Annotated in this window: 13 protein-coding genes; 6 read left to right on the top strand and 7 right to left on the bottom strand. The window is 58.4% G+C overall.

Going from position 1 to position 14,838, the window contains the following annotated elements:
• Nucleotides 1–744: a DsbA family protein gene (locus C8N31_RS06685; RefSeq protein ID WP_107992355.1), complete on the bottom strand. Its 744-nt coding sequence runs from the start codon at nucleotides 742–744 to the stop codon at nucleotides 1–3.
• A gap of 86 nt (nucleotides 745–830) precedes the next feature.
• Between C8N31_RS06685 and C8N31_RS06690 the strand changes: the two genes are divergently transcribed.
• The 5 genes from C8N31_RS06690 (at nucleotide 831) to C8N31_RS06710 (ending at nucleotide 8,694) form a co-directional block, all read left to right on the top strand.
• Nucleotides 831–1,976 carry a pyridoxal phosphate-dependent aminotransferase gene (locus C8N31_RS06690; protein WP_025048232.1) on the top strand — a complete coding sequence of 382 codons (1,146 nt, stop codon included), beginning with the start codon at nucleotides 831–833 and terminating at the stop codon, nucleotides 1,974–1,976.
• A gap of 75 nt (nucleotides 1,977–2,051) precedes the next feature.
• Nucleotides 2,052–3,266: an N-acetylmuramoyl-L-alanine amidase gene (locus C8N31_RS06695; RefSeq protein ID WP_025048231.1), complete on the top strand. Its 1,215-nt coding sequence runs from the start codon at nucleotides 2,052–2,054 to the stop codon at nucleotides 3,264–3,266.
• Nucleotides 3,267–3,407: 141 nt separating this feature from the next.
• A complete protein-coding gene (locus tag C8N31_RS06700) occupies nucleotides 3,408–5,960 on the top strand; it encodes a penicillin-binding protein 1A (protein WP_025048230.1) in 2,553 nt (850 codons plus the stop codon).
• A gap of 89 nt (nucleotides 5,961–6,049) precedes the next feature.
• A complete protein-coding gene (prfB, locus tag C8N31_RS06705; protein ID WP_025048229.1) occupies nucleotides 6,050–7,174 on the top strand; it encodes a peptide chain release factor 2 in 1,125 nt (374 codons plus the stop codon).
• 110 nt (nucleotides 7,175–7,284) lie between these two features.
• Nucleotides 7,285–8,694 carry an amidase gene (locus C8N31_RS06710; protein ID WP_025048228.1) on the top strand — a complete coding sequence of 470 codons (1,410 nt, stop codon included), beginning with the start codon at nucleotides 7,285–7,287 and terminating at the stop codon, nucleotides 8,692–8,694.
• Here C8N31_RS06710 and C8N31_RS06715 read toward each other — a convergent pair.
• The 3 genes from C8N31_RS06715 to C8N31_RS06725 form a co-directional block, all read right to left on the bottom strand.
• Entirely contained in the window at nucleotides 8,687–8,929 is a 243-nt protein-coding gene (locus C8N31_RS06715) for a hypothetical protein (RefSeq protein WP_025048227.1), read from the bottom strand. The genes C8N31_RS06710 and C8N31_RS06715 overlap by 8 nt on opposite strands.
• Complete coding sequence (locus C8N31_RS06720; protein WP_025048226.1) at nucleotides 8,926–10,086, bottom strand: aromatic ring-hydroxylating oxygenase subunit alpha; 1,161 nt, start codon at nucleotides 10,084–10,086, stop codon at nucleotides 8,926–8,928. Before C8N31_RS06720 ends, C8N31_RS06715 begins: the two co-directional genes overlap by 4 nt.
• 95 nt (nucleotides 10,087–10,181) lie before the next feature.
• Nucleotides 10,182–10,931 (bottom strand): helix-turn-helix domain-containing protein, encoded by a 750-nt coding sequence (locus C8N31_RS06725; RefSeq protein WP_051544605.1) that lies wholly within the window; start codon nucleotides 10,929–10,931, stop codon nucleotides 10,182–10,184.
• 272 nt (nucleotides 10,932–11,203) lie between these two features.
• Here C8N31_RS06725 and C8N31_RS06730 point away from each other — a divergent pair, with 272 nt between their 5' ends.
• Nucleotides 11,204–11,554, top strand: a complete 351-nt coding sequence (locus tag C8N31_RS06730) for a hypothetical protein (RefSeq protein ID WP_025048224.1) — start codon at nucleotides 11,204–11,206, stop codon at nucleotides 11,552–11,554.
• Nucleotides 11,555–11,583: 29 nt separating this feature from the next.
• Here C8N31_RS06730 and ilvN read toward each other — a convergent pair whose 3' ends face one another.
• The 3 genes from ilvN to C8N31_RS06745 are packed head-to-tail and all read right to left on the bottom strand — an operon-like array spanning nucleotide 11,584 to nucleotide 14,508.
• Nucleotides 11,584–12,144: an acetolactate synthase small subunit gene (gene ilvN / locus C8N31_RS06735; RefSeq protein WP_025048223.1), complete on the bottom strand. Its 561-nt coding sequence runs from the start codon at nucleotides 12,142–12,144 to the stop codon at nucleotides 11,584–11,586.
• A gap of 5 nt (nucleotides 12,145–12,149) precedes the next feature.
• On the bottom strand, nucleotides 12,150–12,764 hold the full coding sequence (locus C8N31_RS06740) for a hypothetical protein (protein ID WP_146173111.1): 615 nt from the start codon (nucleotides 12,762–12,764) through the stop codon (nucleotides 12,150–12,152).
• Entirely contained in the window at nucleotides 12,757–14,508 is a 1,752-nt protein-coding gene (locus C8N31_RS06745) for an acetolactate synthase 3 large subunit (RefSeq protein ID WP_025048221.1), read from the bottom strand. Before C8N31_RS06745 ends, C8N31_RS06740 begins: the two co-directional genes overlap by 8 nt.
• Between the last annotated feature and the right edge of the window lie 330 nt (nucleotides 14,509–14,838).

The raw sequence follows: 14,838 nt of genomic DNA on the forward strand, positions 1-14,838 counted from the left end.
TCAGCCGCGCTTTTCTTCGACCAAGGCCATCATCTGATCAAACGGCAGATAGCCGCGCAGCAATTCGTCGTGCATCACAAATGTTGGCGTGCCCGAAATGCTAAGCTGTTGCGCCAAGGCGCGGGTCTGGGCGATTTCCATCGTCACTTCGTCGCTGTCCATACGGGCTTCGATCGCGTCCATCTCCAGACCAAAGGTACTGCCCAAACGGCGCAGGGCAGGCAGGGTGACGTCGCCGTTATAGGCCATCAACGCATCATTGACCGCCTTGTAGCTGTCATCGCCAGCAATCTGCTTGGTCGCAATGGCAAAGCGTGAGGCCAGCACCGATTGATCACCCAAGATCGGAAACTCTTTCACAATCAGGCGGATATTCCCGTCTGTTTCCAAAAGCTTGGCCACTTCGCCATGGGCGCGTTTGCAATAGCCGCAGCGGTAATCAAGAAACTCGACCAGCGTGATATCACCATCCGGATTGCCGCCAACCCAGGAATATCCGTCATCAAAGATCGCGGCGGCATTGTCGCTGACCAGATTGTCATCCGCGCGGGCCTGCGCCTCGGCTTCACGGTTTTGCAGCAATGTGACCGCTTCCATGATCACTTCGGGGTTGTCCATCAAATAGGCACGCACCTCGGCGCGGAACTGGGCGCGTTCGGCGTCTGTCAGTTCTGTCAAATCCATCGCAGCAGCGGGCAAAGCCAGCGTAGCTGCAAAAATCGGCGCGATCAGGCGGTGCATCATGATTGGAAACCTTTCATTCGTCGCATGTGGGTTGACGGCATGCGCAAGACCCGGTGAAAACACATCGCAACACTAGGAGCAAGCCCATGCGCATATCAACCCGGTCCGCCGTCGATCCCTTTATTGTGATGGACGTGATGCAAGCCGCCAGCGCGGCCGAAGCCGCAGGCCGCCATATCATCCATATGGAGGTCGGCCAGCCGGGCACCGGCGCCCCCAAAGGCGCAACCGCAGCCCTCGCAAAAGCGATGGATGAAGGGCCGCTGGGTTATACTGTGGCGCTTGGCCTGCCGGCGTTGCGGGCGCGGATCGCGCAGATGTATGGCGAATGGTACAACGTCGATCTTGATCCATCGCGTGTGGTGATCACGCCGGGGTCATCGGGTGGGTTTATCCTGGCCTTTACTGCGCTGTTTGACACCCATGACAAGGTTGGCATTGGCGCGCCGGGCTATCCCAGTTATCGCCAGATCTTGCGGGCGCTGGGGTTCGATCCCATTGATTTACCTGCACAACTTGAAAACCGCTATCAACCGGTGCCTGCCGATTTTGCCGATATGGATCTGGCCGGATTGCTGGTGGCATCCCCGGCCAACCCGACCGGAACCATGCTCGACAGGCCCGCCATGGGCGCTTTGATCGAGGCCTGCGCCGCGCAGAACGCCTCGTTCATTTCGGACGAGATTTACCATGGGGTCGAATACGAGAAAAAGGCCGTCACCGCGCTGGAGCTGACAGATGATTGCTATGTGATCAATTCGTTCTCCAAGTATTTCTCAATGACCGGCTGGCGCATCGGCTGGATGGTGGTGCCGGAAGATCATGTGCGGGTGGTGGAACGGATCGCCCAGAACATGTTTATTTGCGCCCCCCACGCCAGCCAGATCGCAGCACTTGCGGCGATGGATTGTGACGATGAATTGCAGGCCAACATGGATGTCTACCGCGCCAACCGCGCTTTGATGCTGGAAGGGTTGAAAGACGCCGGATTTACCAAGTTTGCCCCGCCGGATGGCGCATTTTATGTCTATGCCGATGTCTCTGACCTGACACAGGACAGCCGCGCCTTTGCAGCGGCAATTCTGGATCAGGCGGGCGTGGCCGTCACGCCGGGGCTGGATTTCGATCCGCTGCGCGGCGCGACCACCCTGCGGTTTTCCTATGCCCGCAGTACCGTCGATATTCGCGAAGGTCTGGCGCGGCTCAAGACGTTTATGCAAGAGCGCAAGTAACCTCTGCGGCTGGCCTGCATCGGCAAAAGCTGTTAGCCTGACCCCAACAACAAGCCGAAAACAACGGTGGAGCGGATGCAGGCGATACTCAAGCTATTGGCAGTGATCATGATCACGGCGCAGGGGGCCTATGCCCAAAGCCTTTCCGCCCTGGCGCGGGTCGATCCTGAGCAAAGCAAGATCGAAGAGGGCTGGTTCGGCAAGACCTCACTGACCCTTGGCCTCAGCCAAGGTGTGCCGTTCCGGGTGTTCCTTCTGAATGATCCGGCGCGGTTGGTGGTGGATTTCCGCGAGGTTGATTGGACGGGCCTGAGCGGCGAGGATTTGTTGCCTGAACCGGGCGCGATCTCCGATATCCGCTTTGGTAGTTTTCAGCCCGGCTGGTCGCGGCTGGTCGCCGATCTGGCAGAGCCGATGATCCCCGACCAGATCGCTATGCCCGTTGATCAGAACAGCGGCACCGCGCGGCTTGAGATCATCCTCAAAGAGGTATCTCAAGATAGATTTGCCAAGGCTGCAGGGGTGGCGGTTGATCCCTCGTGGACGATGTCACTCGCCCCTCGAAAGCCGATGACAAAACGTGATGATGGCCGCTTTGTTGTGGCGCTGGATCCCGGTCACGGCGGTATTGATCCGGGCGCCCAAACCGACGGTGTTGATGAGAAAGACCTGATGTTGCGCTTTGCCCTGTCGCTGAGCGAGACCTTGCAGCGCAGCGGTGTTGATGTGGTGCTGACTCGGTCCGAGGACGTCTTTGTCGCGCTGGAAACCCGCGTGGCGATTGCCCATCAGGCGCAGGCCGACATGTTTATATCGCTGCATGCGGACAGCCTGACCCAAGGCGGGGCCAAGGGCGCGACGGTCTATACCCTGTCGGACGAGGCCAGTGATGCGGCAACGGCGCATCTGGCCGCACGGCACAACCGCGCCGACATTATCGCCGGTGTTGATTTGACCGGATCGGATGATCAGGTGGCAAGCATTCTGCTGGATCTGGCCCGTCAGGAAACCGAACCGCGCTCTACCGCGCTGGCGCAGGTCTTGAGCAAAGGCATGGCTGCCGCGGGTGGCCCAATGAACAGCCGCCCCCTGCGCCGGGCCGGTTTTTCGGTGCTCAAATCCGCAGATATCCCGTCGGTTCTGGTCGAGATCGGCTTTCTGAGTTCAAAGCGGGATCTCAACAATCTGCGCGATCCGATCTGGCGTGCGGTCATGGTCAACGCGATGGCCGATGCGATATTGGCGTGGCGCGATCAAGATGAAGCCCGCAAGCCTTTGATCCGGCAATAAAAAGAACCACTTCGTCACCTGCGCCGCCCCGTAGTGGATGGGCAAAGATTGGCCGAAGCCAGTGCGTTTCGTGTTTTGACCATTGCCGCCGGTCCGCGTATACCGGACCCTACCTCGTTGCCCTGAAAAGGTTGTTCATTCGTGTTCCGTTTCATCCTGTCTTTCTTTGGCGGTATTTTTACCGCGATCACCATGAGCCTGGCTATGGTCGCGCTGTCCATCGGGGCGGTGTTCTGGATGTACGGGCGTGATCTGCCCAGCCACGAAAGCCTTGCACAATATACCCCGCCAACGATCAGCCGGATCTATTCGGGGCAGGGGCGTTTGATCGACGAATTTGCCAAGGAACGGCGGCTGTTTGCCCCGGCGGATACCATTCCAGACCTGATCAAGCAGGCGTTTATTTCGGCTGAGGACAAGAATTTTTATCAGCACGAAGGTTACGATTTACGCGGTATTGCGGCGGCGGCGATTGATGCCGTGCGCTCGCGCGGGCGCGATGTGCGCGGGGCCTCCACGATCACCCAGCAGGTGATGAAAAACTTCCTGTTGTCCGGCGATCGCCGGGCCGAGCGTAAGATCAAGGAGATCATCCTCGCCGCCCGTCTGGAAGAAACCCTGCCCAAGGAAAAAATCCTTGAGCTTTACCTGAACGAGATTTTCCTTGGCCAGAATTCCTATGGTGTGGCCGCGGCCAGCCAGACCTATTTCAACAAGACCTTGGGTGAACTGGCCCCGCATGAGGCAGCGTTTCTGGCGTCTTTGCCCAAAGCGCCATCGGATTTCCACCCCGTGCGCCGCAAGGAACGCCTATTGTCACGGCGCAACTTTGTGCTGCGGGAGATGTTCGAAAACGGCTACATTCCCAAGGCGGAGTATGAGGCCGAAAAGGCCTTGCCGCTGCGGTCGGTCCAGAACGGCGATTTCGAAAGCTTCAAAGCCGAACTGCCGCCGCGTGACTATTTCACCGATGAAATTCGCCGACAATTGTCCGAAAACTTTGGCGAAGGTGAGTTTTTCACCGGCGGTCTGACCGTTCGTGCCACCATCGACAACGAGATGCAGCCCATCGCCGCCAACGCACTGCGTCTGCAACTGGAACAATACGACCGTGGCCGTGGTGTCTGGCGCGGAACCGGCGAGAGCCTTCCTGCCGAAGCGCTTGAAACCGAAGAGAAATGGCGTGCCGCACTGGCTGATCTGCGTGTGCCCCGCGACATTGACCTGGAAAACCAATGGTATCCCGCTGTGGTGCTTGAGATCGGCGATAATGACGCCCGCATTGGCATCGAAGGCGTTGAAGAGGACGCAGACGGCCATTGGATTCCCGCCAAGGATGTCCAATGGGCCCGCAAACGGCTTGAAGACGGGAAGCTGGCGAAAAAGGCCCGTGTCGCCGGTGATCTGCTGAGCGTGGGCGAGGTGGTTCTGGTGCGCCGGATGACTGCGGATGACGATGGCAGCTTTATCCGCTGGACGTTGCGGCAGGTGCCTCAGGTGCAGGGCGGTTTTGTTGCCATGGACGCGGACACCGGGCGCGTGATCGCCATGCAGGGCGGCTTTTCCTATCAGGCCTCGGTGTTCAACCGCGCGACCCAGGCCCGCCGCCAGCCCGGCTCAAGCTTCAAACCCTTTGTCTATGCCTCCGCACTCGACAGCGGCTATAGCCCGGCCACCATTGTTGTAGACGCCCCGATCGAGATCGACACCCCGCAAGGCGTGTGGCGGCCCAAGAACGCCTCGCATAAATTCTACGGGCCAACGCCGCTGCGCACCGGCATCGAACAATCGCGGAACCTGATGACCATCCGACTGGCCCAGGAGGTCGGCATGGATGTGGTCGGCAGCTATGCCGAACGTTTTGGCGTCTATGACAACCTCTCACCGGTGCTGGCCAATGCGCTTGGGGCGCAGGAAACCACGCTCTATCAGATGGTGTCGGCCTATGCGATGTTCGCCAATGGCGGTGAGCGGGTTCAACCCACGCTGGTGGACCGGGTGCAGGACCGTTACGGGCGCACCGTTTACCAACATGACCAACGTCTGTGCAACGATTGCAAACAGGTCAGCCTCACTCCGGGCCAAGCCCCAAGGGTGATTTCCAACCGTGAACGGGTGATGGATCCGGTCACGGCCTATCAGCTGACCTCGATGATGCGCGGTGTGGTCGAACGCGGCACCGCCCGCAAAGCCGTCAATCTGCCCGTGCCGATTGCAGGCAAAACCGGCACCACAAACGACGAGAAAGACGCTTGGTTTGTCGGCTTTTCCTCCAACATCGTCGCGGGCTGTTATATCGGGTTTGACACGCCCCGTGCCATGGGCCGGGGGTCGGGCGGCGGCGCGCTCTGTGCGCCGGTGTTCCAGCGGTTTATGTCCCAAGCGATCAAGAAATATGGCGGCGGCGATTTCAAAGCGCCCGACAGCTGTGTGTTCATCAACATCGACCGCTTTACCGGTGCACGGCTCAGCGATGGAGCTTCGGGGAACAATGTTGTCTCTGAATGTTTCCGCGATGGCGAAGAGCCGATCTTTGGCATCATGTTTGATGGCGGCTTTGCCATGGGCGGTGATTTGCCATTGGTCGAGGAACTGGGCGGGGGCGGGCGCGAGGTCACCACCTCAACCGGCAAAAAAGCCGTGGTCGGCCCCAAGGCCACGTTTGGGACATTGTCCTCAGGTGGTCTTTATTAACCAAACAGGTCCGGGAAAACCGCCCTGCGGCTTGCTGCGCCGCGCGGGCTGGTTTATCCCGCCTTGAACCCAGATGAAGGCAGGCACCCATGCGCGCAGAAGCACAAAACACGGCAGATCAGATCGGGAAATCCCTGGAACTGCTGGCGCAGCGTTTGAACGTTGAAACCGCCCAGCACCGGCTGGAGGAATTTAACGCGCGCGTCGAAGACCCGAACCTCTGGGATGATCCGGATGCAGCGCAGAAACTGATGCGGGATCGCCAGATGCTGGTCGATGCCATCGACACCTATGAGGGCATCAAGCAAGAGCTGGCCGACAACATCGAGCTGATCGAACTGGGCGAGATGGAAGAGGACGACGAAGTGGTCGCCGACGCCGAATCCGCGCTGAAGGCGCTGGCCGAGAAAGCCGCCCAAAAGGAGCTTGAAGCCCTGCTGGACGGCGAGGCCGACGGCAATGACACCTTTCTTGAAATCAACTCCGGCGCGGGCGGCACCGAAAGCTGTGACTGGGCCAGCATGCTGGCGCGGATGTATGTCCGCTGGGCCGAGAAAAAGGGCTATAAGGTCGAATTGCAGGCCGAAAGCGCGGGCGAAGAGGCGGGCATCAAATCTGCCACCTACAAGATCAGCGGCGTAAACGCCTATGGCTGGCTGAAATCCGAAAGCGGCGTCCACCGTCTGGTCCGGATCAGCCCGTTTGATTCCGCCGCCAAACGCCACACCTCCTTTACCTCTGTCGGGGTCTATCCGGTGGTGGATGACAACATCGAGATTGAGGTAAACCCATCCGACATTCGTATCGATACCTATCGGTCCTCGGGTGCGGGCGGACAGCACGTCAACACCACCGATTCCGCCGTGCGCATCACCCACGCTCCCACCGGCATTGTGGTGACGTCATCAGAGAAATCCCAGCACCAGAACCGCGATATCGCGATGAAGGCCCTGAAAAGCCGTCTTTATCAGTTGGAGCTGGACCGCCGGAACGCCGCTGTGAACGAGATGCACGAAAACAAGGGCGATGCGGGCTGGGGCAATCAGATCCGGTCTTACGTGTTGCAACCCTATCAGATGGTCAAAGACCTGCGCACCAACTACGAGACCTCCGACACCAAAGGGGTGCTGGACGGTGATCTGGACGGTTTGATGGGGGCGACACTGGCATTGGCCGTAAGTGGCAAAAGCCGGGCCGAAGCGCAGGGCGACTGACCGGGCCGGGGGCTTTGCCCCCATCGCGGCAGGCCGCGATTCCCCCAGATTATTGAGAGCCAGAAAGAAATGGGATTGCGCAGCGACCGCAGTCTTGGTCTCATCACCCTATGGATATTTTAGAACTGGATGCGCTTGAGCTGTCTTCCGCGCTTGAGCGGCGTGATCTATCGGTGCGTGAGGTGATGCAGGCCACGCTTGATCGCATTGCGGCTGTGAACGGCACGGTGAACGCAATCGTGTCGCTGCGCGATCCTGATGCGCTTTTGGCCGAAGCCGCAGCGGCGGACAATAGCCCGCGCGGCGGGTGGTTGCATGGCATACCCATTGCGATCAAGGATTTGGCCAATGCCGAAGGGTTGCCGACCTCGCAAGGCTCTCCCATCTTTGCCGGGCAAATGGCCCTTCAGGATGATCTGCCAGTGGCGCGGATCAGGGCGGCAGGGGCGATTGTGATTGGCAAGACCAACACGCCTGAGTTCGGCCTAGGCTCGCACACGTATAACCCGGTGCATGGCGCCACCACCAACCCATATGATCCGGCGCGGTCTTGTGGTGGATCGTCGGGCGGGGCGGCGGCGGCTTTGGCCACACGGATGCTTGCTGTGGCGGATGGGTCGGACATGATGGGGTCGCTGCGCAATCCGGCGGGCTGGAACAACGTCTATGGCATGCGCCCCGGCTGGGGCACGGTACCCGGAGAACCTGCTGGGGATTTGTTTTTACATCAGCTGGCCACGGCTGGCCCGATGGCCCGCTGCCCGGCAGATTTGGCCGCTTTGCTTGATACCATGACGGGCGCGGATCCGCGGCAACCGCTCAGCCACGGTCAGGCCGCGACCTTGCCGCAACTGGCAGATGACTTGCCGTCGCAGCGCATTGGCTGGCTTGGGGATTGGGACGGGGCGCTGCCGTTTGAGGACGGGCTGTTGGACGTCAGCGCCGCCGCTTTGGCGCAGATGGGCGGATTGGGCCATGAGGTTGTGCCGGTCAACGCGCCATTTGATTCCGGCGCGATCTGGGACAGTTGGATCACCATGCGCTCTTTTGCAGTGGCGGGCGGGGCGCGGGCGTTGCATGAAAACCCTGATACCCGCGCCATGCTCAAACCCGCCGCCATCTGGGAGATTGAGCGCGGTTTGGCCCTCAGCGCGATGGATGTGCAGCGGGCCAGCGAGATCCGCTCTGACTGGTTCCGCAAAGCCGTGACGCTGTTTGAGAGTTATGACGTATTGGTCCTGCCATCCGCGCAGATGTGGCCGTTTGACGTGACGCTGGATTTTCCCAAAGAGATTGCCGGCACTACGATGGACACCTACCACCGCTGGATGCAGGTGGTGATTCCGGCCAGTTTGCTGGGCCTGCCCGTGGTCAATATTCCCGCCGGATTTGGCCAGAATGGCTTGCCCGCCGGGCTGCAACTGATCGGGCCGAAGGGGAGCGATGCAAGGCTATTGCAGCTTGCCCAGCAATGGCATGAGGCGACACGCTGGCCGCAGAAGCGCCCGCCGGTTATCTAAGCGGCGGATTGGGCGCGGGAAGGGGGCATTCGCGGCCCATGTCAATCAGCCGTTGCCGCAATGCAGGCGTGTCAGGATGCCCGGCTTCCATCGCAAAAACATGTGCATGGGTGAGGTAAAAGGCGGCCTGATCGGTGCTGTTCGCCGCTTCGGCTGCCTGTGCATATAGCGCAACCAAGGCCGATGTATCGCCAGCGGCATGCGCCGCCAGCAGATCACGATCCAGATCGGTCATTCCGCCGCTTGCGGCGTACTGCGGTGCCGCTCAAGCTGGCTGGCGACCCAATCATGGAACATATGCGTGGGCCCGTCCATCGCCGGTGAAAACCGCCCGCCATCAAAGCTGGGCCCGTGGCGACCGCGCTGCATGCCTTCAACGACAAAGACATCTTCGGCAAAAACCTGTTTCCATTGCTCGGTGTTGCGGGCGCGCAAATAGGGGTCGGTCTGGGCGGCGGAATAGTAAAGGTGAATGTTCTCCACTGTCTTTTCCGGACCCTCAGGCACCAGCACGATGGCAAAGGTGTGATCGCGGTGCACACCCAACAATACGTTGGGGTAGACTGTGATATATTCGGCGGCAGTGTCCCATTTGTCTGACAGGTTCTCGAAATCGGGGAAGGTTCTGCCGTTCTCACCGGTCAACTGGCGATAGACCAAGGTACCTTGGCCGGAGAACCGCCCCTGTGCTTCGATGTGGTAATGATCCTCCAGGCGGGAATAGCTGTTGAGGCCGGGGTGCACCCAAGGCAAATGATAGCTTTCGCAGTAATTCTCGACGGCCAGTTTCCAGTTGCAGTTGACCTCAAGCTGAAACGAGCTGCCCGCGCCGCCATGATAAAGCGGTTTGTCAAATTCCGACCACCGCGCCTGCAGGTCAGCATGGGCATCCTCAAAGGCGGGGGCGGTGCCGGACACATTGATGAAAATGACACCCATCCAGATGTGACTGCGGATCTCGATCAAGCCCAGCAGGGCGCGGTCAATGCCGTCATGGGTGTTTTGTCCTGGACCGCCGACATGCGGCGTGCTGACCAGACGGCCATCGGTGGAATAGCACCAGCTGTGATAGGGGCAGCGAATTGCGCCTTCGATCTTGCGTGGCTCTTCCACCAGGATCATGCCCCGATGGCGACAGGTGTTCTGAAACACCCGCACATGGCCCTGCTTGTCGCGTACAATCAACAATGGCATGTTCAGGAAGGTTACCGGAACCGCATCACCGACCTCTGGCACATCGGCGGCAACGGCAAGGCCAGCCCAATTGTCAAACAGCACGGCCTGTTTCTCTTCGTCAAAGATGCTGGCATCAATGTAGTGCCCGTTGGGCAGACCATTGGCTGTTTCAATGGGGCGGCGCACGTTGCTCAGATCGGTGGTCGAATGGTCCATGATGCTTTCTCCTGTTGGAAACAAGAGTACCACGGCCCCCATCGGCGCTAAAATTCACAAACGACCCGAGTTGTTCACGGGCGACATATGTCGGTCTAGGCAAAAGGTTCGTCGGGGCGGAGCAGACGGCGCTGGAACGGGCTGAGATCGTCAACCTTGCAAAATCCGGCCTGGCGCCGGGCTTGCAGGGCGCTGCGGAACTCGGTCCCGAGGTAGTCATAAACAAGCCGGGTGGCGCGGGTTCCGACCGCGTCTTCGCCAACAGTACGGGTGACATAACCAACCCAAAAGTTGTTTTCAAAGGACGCGACCCGCGTGAGATAGTTGAACGAGGAGGTCATCGCGTTGCGCCGCGCCGCAAAGATCGCGATGCCGTTCTCCTGCCGGAAAATCAACCCGCCAAACACGCGGGTCTGGGGATGGGTCGGCAAATCCTGAGTGCGCATGGCGGCGGTCGTCTCATAGCCGCGCAAACTGGTTTGGGTGCCTTGGCGCGTGATATGCAAAAGGCCGGTTACAAAATCATCGGGGTTGATAAAGCTGCGCCTGGCAAAGCGGTAGAACCCGGTTGGAAAAAGCTCTTCTGATACGGATGCCGATTGGAGGCCCAGAAAATCAGTCAGAACCCCATTCGCACTGCGTTCCTGGGACAGGCGAATGTCATCGACCGGCTCAAGTAAAATTCGGGCATCAATATCAAAAAACCGGCAAATCCGGTCCAGAACATCGGGCCGGGGAAAGCTTTCGCCAGCGAGATACCGGTTAAATTGAGTGCGGTTGATACCAAGCTGGCGGGTCAATTCGGCAACGGATGAGAAGTTTTCCGCCAATTTTCTCAGGTTCATCCCGAAAATGGTGCGTAATTCAGCTGGAGACCGCTTTTCACCTTGACGCAAGTGCGCATCTTCTGATTGTTTTTGCAAAATTCGACTCCCCTATGCGTCGAGGATGCACTGCTCGATCTGACGCTAATTGGTGTCAGGTGTGACGCTGTATTGTATCACCTTATGCGGTAATCCGACACAAAATGCCAGCATACGTTTCAATTTAGACGCTACAAAAGTCCCTGAGGTTGTTGATAACTAGTTGTTAGGCATAAATTTCGGGGGCTTAACCAATGATTGGAATTTTTTTGTGGAGTGATCCTGTGGTGGCCAAAGCTGTGTTTTGGTGTGAGGATCAAGGCGATCTGGCCTATTTCCGTTCAAAAGACCCACAGAATTCTCCCGCCTCGGCGCTGACCGCCGGTGACATGGTTTGCTTTGACGTCTCGACCGATGAAAAGATGCGGCTTGCGTCCAACCCCCGGCTCATTTCGGGCCATGGCCGCGCAGATCTGCCCGGCCAGTTGAAGGCGACTGCAGGACAAATGAAAAAGGCGAGGACGCGCTCGGGCAGCGCCAAGATCCTGCCTTTTGAGGCTGATAAAACGGCCAAAGTTCAAGAGCGGGCTGCACTGGAAGCCTGAAAAACCGCCTCGAAGTGCAGCCGGGGTCGTCAGTCTCCCCGCGACAGGGCAGCCACGCCAGTGCGTGCCACTTCGACAAGGCCCAAGGGGCGCATCAGATCGGCAAATGCGTCAATCTTTTCTGGCGCACCGGTGATCTCAAACACAAAGCTTTCCAGCGTGCTGTCCACCACATTGGCGCGGAAAATATCCGCAAGGCGCAGCGCCTCAACCCGGTGATCACCTTTGCCGGACACTTTAAACATCGCCAACTCACGCTCAACACTGGCGCCTTCAACCGTCAAATCATGCACGTCATGCACCGAAACGATCCGGCCCAGTTGTGCCTTGATCTGTTCGATGACCTGTGGTGTGCCTGACGTCACAATGGTAATGCGCGACAGATGGCCGGTGTGATCGACCTCGGCCACTGTCAGGCTGTCGATGTTGTAACCGCGACCCGAAAACAAGCCGATCACGCGGGCCAGTACACCCGGCTCGTTTTCGACCAGCACCGCCAGCGTGTGACGTTCAATCACGTCCGAAAAATTTGGACGTAGGTTATAGGCGGAGTGCGAGGTGGCGCCTTTTTTGATTTTTAGGGCTGACATGTTGGTTACCTCGTGGGTTGAGTAAATATAATTTTGCACTGCAGCAGGCCTTCCTGCTCAAGTGCCTCGCGTTGCTTTGCCTCTAGCCGCTTGATCCTGGCACGCAGTAGATCGCCGCAGTGGTTCAATGCCGAAGAGCGGAGCTTGGCCGATGAGGACTTGCCACGCCAACCGGCCCATCCGGCATATCCGCTGGCCGCAACGGCGACCGACCTTCCATCTTTTGTATTCTGGCGCGCCCAAGCTTCGGCGTCTCGCGCAGCGGTTTGGGAAAGGCCTTCGATCGCTTTGCTCAGCCGCGCCGATTTTGGGGTCAGCGTGGCGTAGATTTGGCAGTTTCTTCCATTCAAATTGCAAGCCTGACCAGTCAGGCGTTTGGCGGCGGCCAGTGAGTTTAGGTTTGTGCGCCAATGAAATCCGCCATTCTGGGACACATAAAATGCGCCGTTGTAGCGACTGTCATTCACGAACTCCTCAAAGGCATCGGCCTGATTGGTGTTCAAAGACCGGGGCGCAACAATCGTCACTTTGCTTTCCAGAGCCGCAGTCAATTGAGCGCCCGCCGAAAATGGCAGGCAGACCGCGATCAGAGAAGCTGCTATGAGGCCGGGCTTAAACAAGAACACTGCCCTTTGCGTCGATCACGCCTTGGGTCTGCGCATCGCCCAACAGCATCTCGTTGTGCGCTTTGCCTGACGGGATCATCGGGAAGCAGTTCTCGTGCTTTTCCACCAGACAATCAAAAATCACCGGACCATCATAATTCAGCATTTCCATGATCGCATCGTCCAGATCCGCCGGGTCAGAGCAGATAATCCCTTTCGCACCAAAGGCTTCGGCCAGTTTCACAAAGTCGGGCAAAGCCTCTGACCAGCTTTGGGAATAGCGTTCACCATGCAGCAATTCCTGCCACTGGCGCACCATGCCAAGGCGTTCGTTGTTCAAGATGAACTGTTTCACAGGCAGGTTGTATTGGATCGCAGTGCCCATTTCCTGCATGTTCATCAGCCAGGACGCCTCACCCGCCACGTTGATCACGAGGCTTTCGGGATGCGCCATCTGCACGCCAATCGACGCCGGAAAACCATATCCCATGGTGCCCAATCCGCCCGATGTCATCCAGCGGTTCGGATCTTCAAAGCCGAGGTATTGCGCCGCCCACATCTGGTGCTGGCCCACTTCGGTACAGATATAGCGGTCATGTTTCTTGGTCAGCTCTTCAAGGCGGGACAGTGCATATTGCGGGCGGATCACCTTGCCTTCTTGCTTGAACTTCAAGCAATCAACGCTGCGCCATTCCTCGATCTGCTGCCACCATTTGGCGACCGCTTCGGAGTTGGTTTTCCGGCCGCGCGATTTCCAGACCTTGAGCAGATCCTCAAGCACATGGCCGACATCGCCAACAATCGGGATGTCGATGCGGATCACCTTGTTGATCGAGGAGGGATCAATGTCGATATGGGCTTTTTTCGACTTGGGGCTAAAGCTGTCAACAACGCCAGTGATCCGGTCATCAAACCGCGCCCCGATGTTGATCATCAGATCGCAGCCATGCATCGCCATGTTGGCCTCGTAAAGCCCGTGCATGCCCAGCATCCCGAGCCACTTTTCACCCGAAGCCGGATAGGCACCCAGGCCCATCAACGTAGAGGTGATCGGAAAGCCGGTGGCCTCAACCAATTCACGCAACAGCTGGCTTGCGCCGGGCCCCGAGTTGATCACCCCGCCGCCGGTGTAAAACACCGGACGCTTGGCTTTTTCCATCGCCGCCACCAGTTCGGTGATTTCCTCAAGGTCGCCTTTGACCTTGGGTTGATAGTGCGAGGTCGAGGGTGCCTTGGGCGTATAGGTGCCGGTGGCAAACTGCACGTCCTTTGGAATGTCCACCAGAACCGGACCGGGACGGCCTGAGGTGGCGACATGAAATGCTTCGTGCAGGACACCGGACAATTGGTCGGTCTCTTTCACCAGCCAGTTGTGCTTGGTGCAGGGCCGGGTGATGCCGACGGTATCGGCCTCTTGAAAGGCGTCAGAGCCGATCATGAAGGTTGGCACCTGTCCGGTCAGAACCACAATCGGGATGCTATCGAGCAATGCATCGGTGAGGCCGGTCACGGCATTGGTGGCACCGGGGCCAGAGGTCACAAGAACCACTCCGGGTTTCCCGGTCGAGCGGGCATAGCCCTCGGCGGCATGCACCGCACCTTGTTCGTGGCGCACCAGAATATGTTTGATGCTGTTTTGCTGAAACACCTCGTCATAAATCGGTAGCACCGCCCCCCCTGGATATCCAAAGACGGTATCGACACCCTGATCAATCAGGGTTTGTACGATCATTTTGGCTCCGGTCATCTGGCGTGTCATGGTCTTGCTCCGTAAGGCAATATTTGTGTTGCGCATAAAAAAGCCCCCGATTTTCGGGGGCGCATGGGAAGGATTATGGTTTACCGTTACCGGCCCATGCGCGTGTGTCCTACAATGACGACTAGGTTAGTCATAATCTCAAAGGCTCCTTAAACGTGGCGCGACATTAGAATCGCGGGCAGGGGGCGTCAACAGCCAATCCGGCAGAATTTATGTCTCTGAGGGTGAAAAATGCGACATTTTGTTTCACGTAAGGTTGTGCGGAGGTAATTTTCCGAAATATCGGGCAGATTTTCTGACGTTTCAGCGTCAGAATCCGTCGTTTCGGCA

Source organism: Sulfitobacter mediterraneus (assembly GCF_003054325.1).
GTDB classification, from domain to species: Bacteria; Pseudomonadota; Alphaproteobacteria; order Rhodobacterales; family Rhodobacteraceae; genus Sulfitobacter; species Sulfitobacter mediterraneus.

Excerpts from the sequence above, each read along its gene's own strand:
- C8N31_RS06685 (WP_107992355.1), bottom strand. The coding sequence starts at position 744 with ATGATGCACCGCCTGATCGCGCCGATTTTTGCAGCTACGCTGGCTTTG.
- C8N31_RS06690 (WP_025048232.1), top strand. The coding sequence starts at position 831 with ATGCGCATATCAACCCGGTCCGCCGTCGATCCCTTTATTGTGATGGAC.
- C8N31_RS06695 (WP_025048231.1), top strand. The coding sequence starts at position 2,052 with ATGCAGGCGATACTCAAGCTATTGGCAGTGATCATGATCACGGCGCAG.
- prfB (WP_025048229.1), top strand. The coding sequence starts at position 6,050 with ATGCGCGCAGAAGCACAAAACACGGCAGATCAGATCGGGAAATCCCTG.
- C8N31_RS06710 (WP_025048228.1), top strand. The coding sequence starts at position 7,285 with ATGGATATTTTAGAACTGGATGCGCTTGAGCTGTCTTCCGCGCTTGAG.
- C8N31_RS06715 (WP_025048227.1), bottom strand. The coding sequence starts at position 8,929 with ATGACCGATCTGGATCGTGATCTGCTGGCGGCGCATGCCGCTGGCGAT.
- C8N31_RS06720 (WP_025048226.1), bottom strand. The coding sequence starts at position 10,086 with ATGGACCATTCGACCACCGATCTGAGCAACGTGCGCCGCCCCATTGAA.
- C8N31_RS06725 (WP_051544605.1), bottom strand. The coding sequence starts at position 10,931 with ATGAACCTGAGAAAATTGGCGGAAAACTTCTCATCCGTTGCCGAATTG.
- C8N31_RS06730 (WP_025048224.1), top strand. The coding sequence starts at position 11,204 with ATGATTGGAATTTTTTTGTGGAGTGATCCTGTGGTGGCCAAAGCTGTG.
- ilvN (WP_025048223.1), bottom strand. The coding sequence starts at position 12,144 with ATGTCAGCCCTAAAAATCAAAAAAGGCGCCACCTCGCACTCCGCCTAT.
- C8N31_RS06745 (WP_025048221.1), bottom strand. The coding sequence starts at position 14,508 with ATGACACGCCAGATGACCGGAGCCAAAATGATCGTACAAACCCTGATT.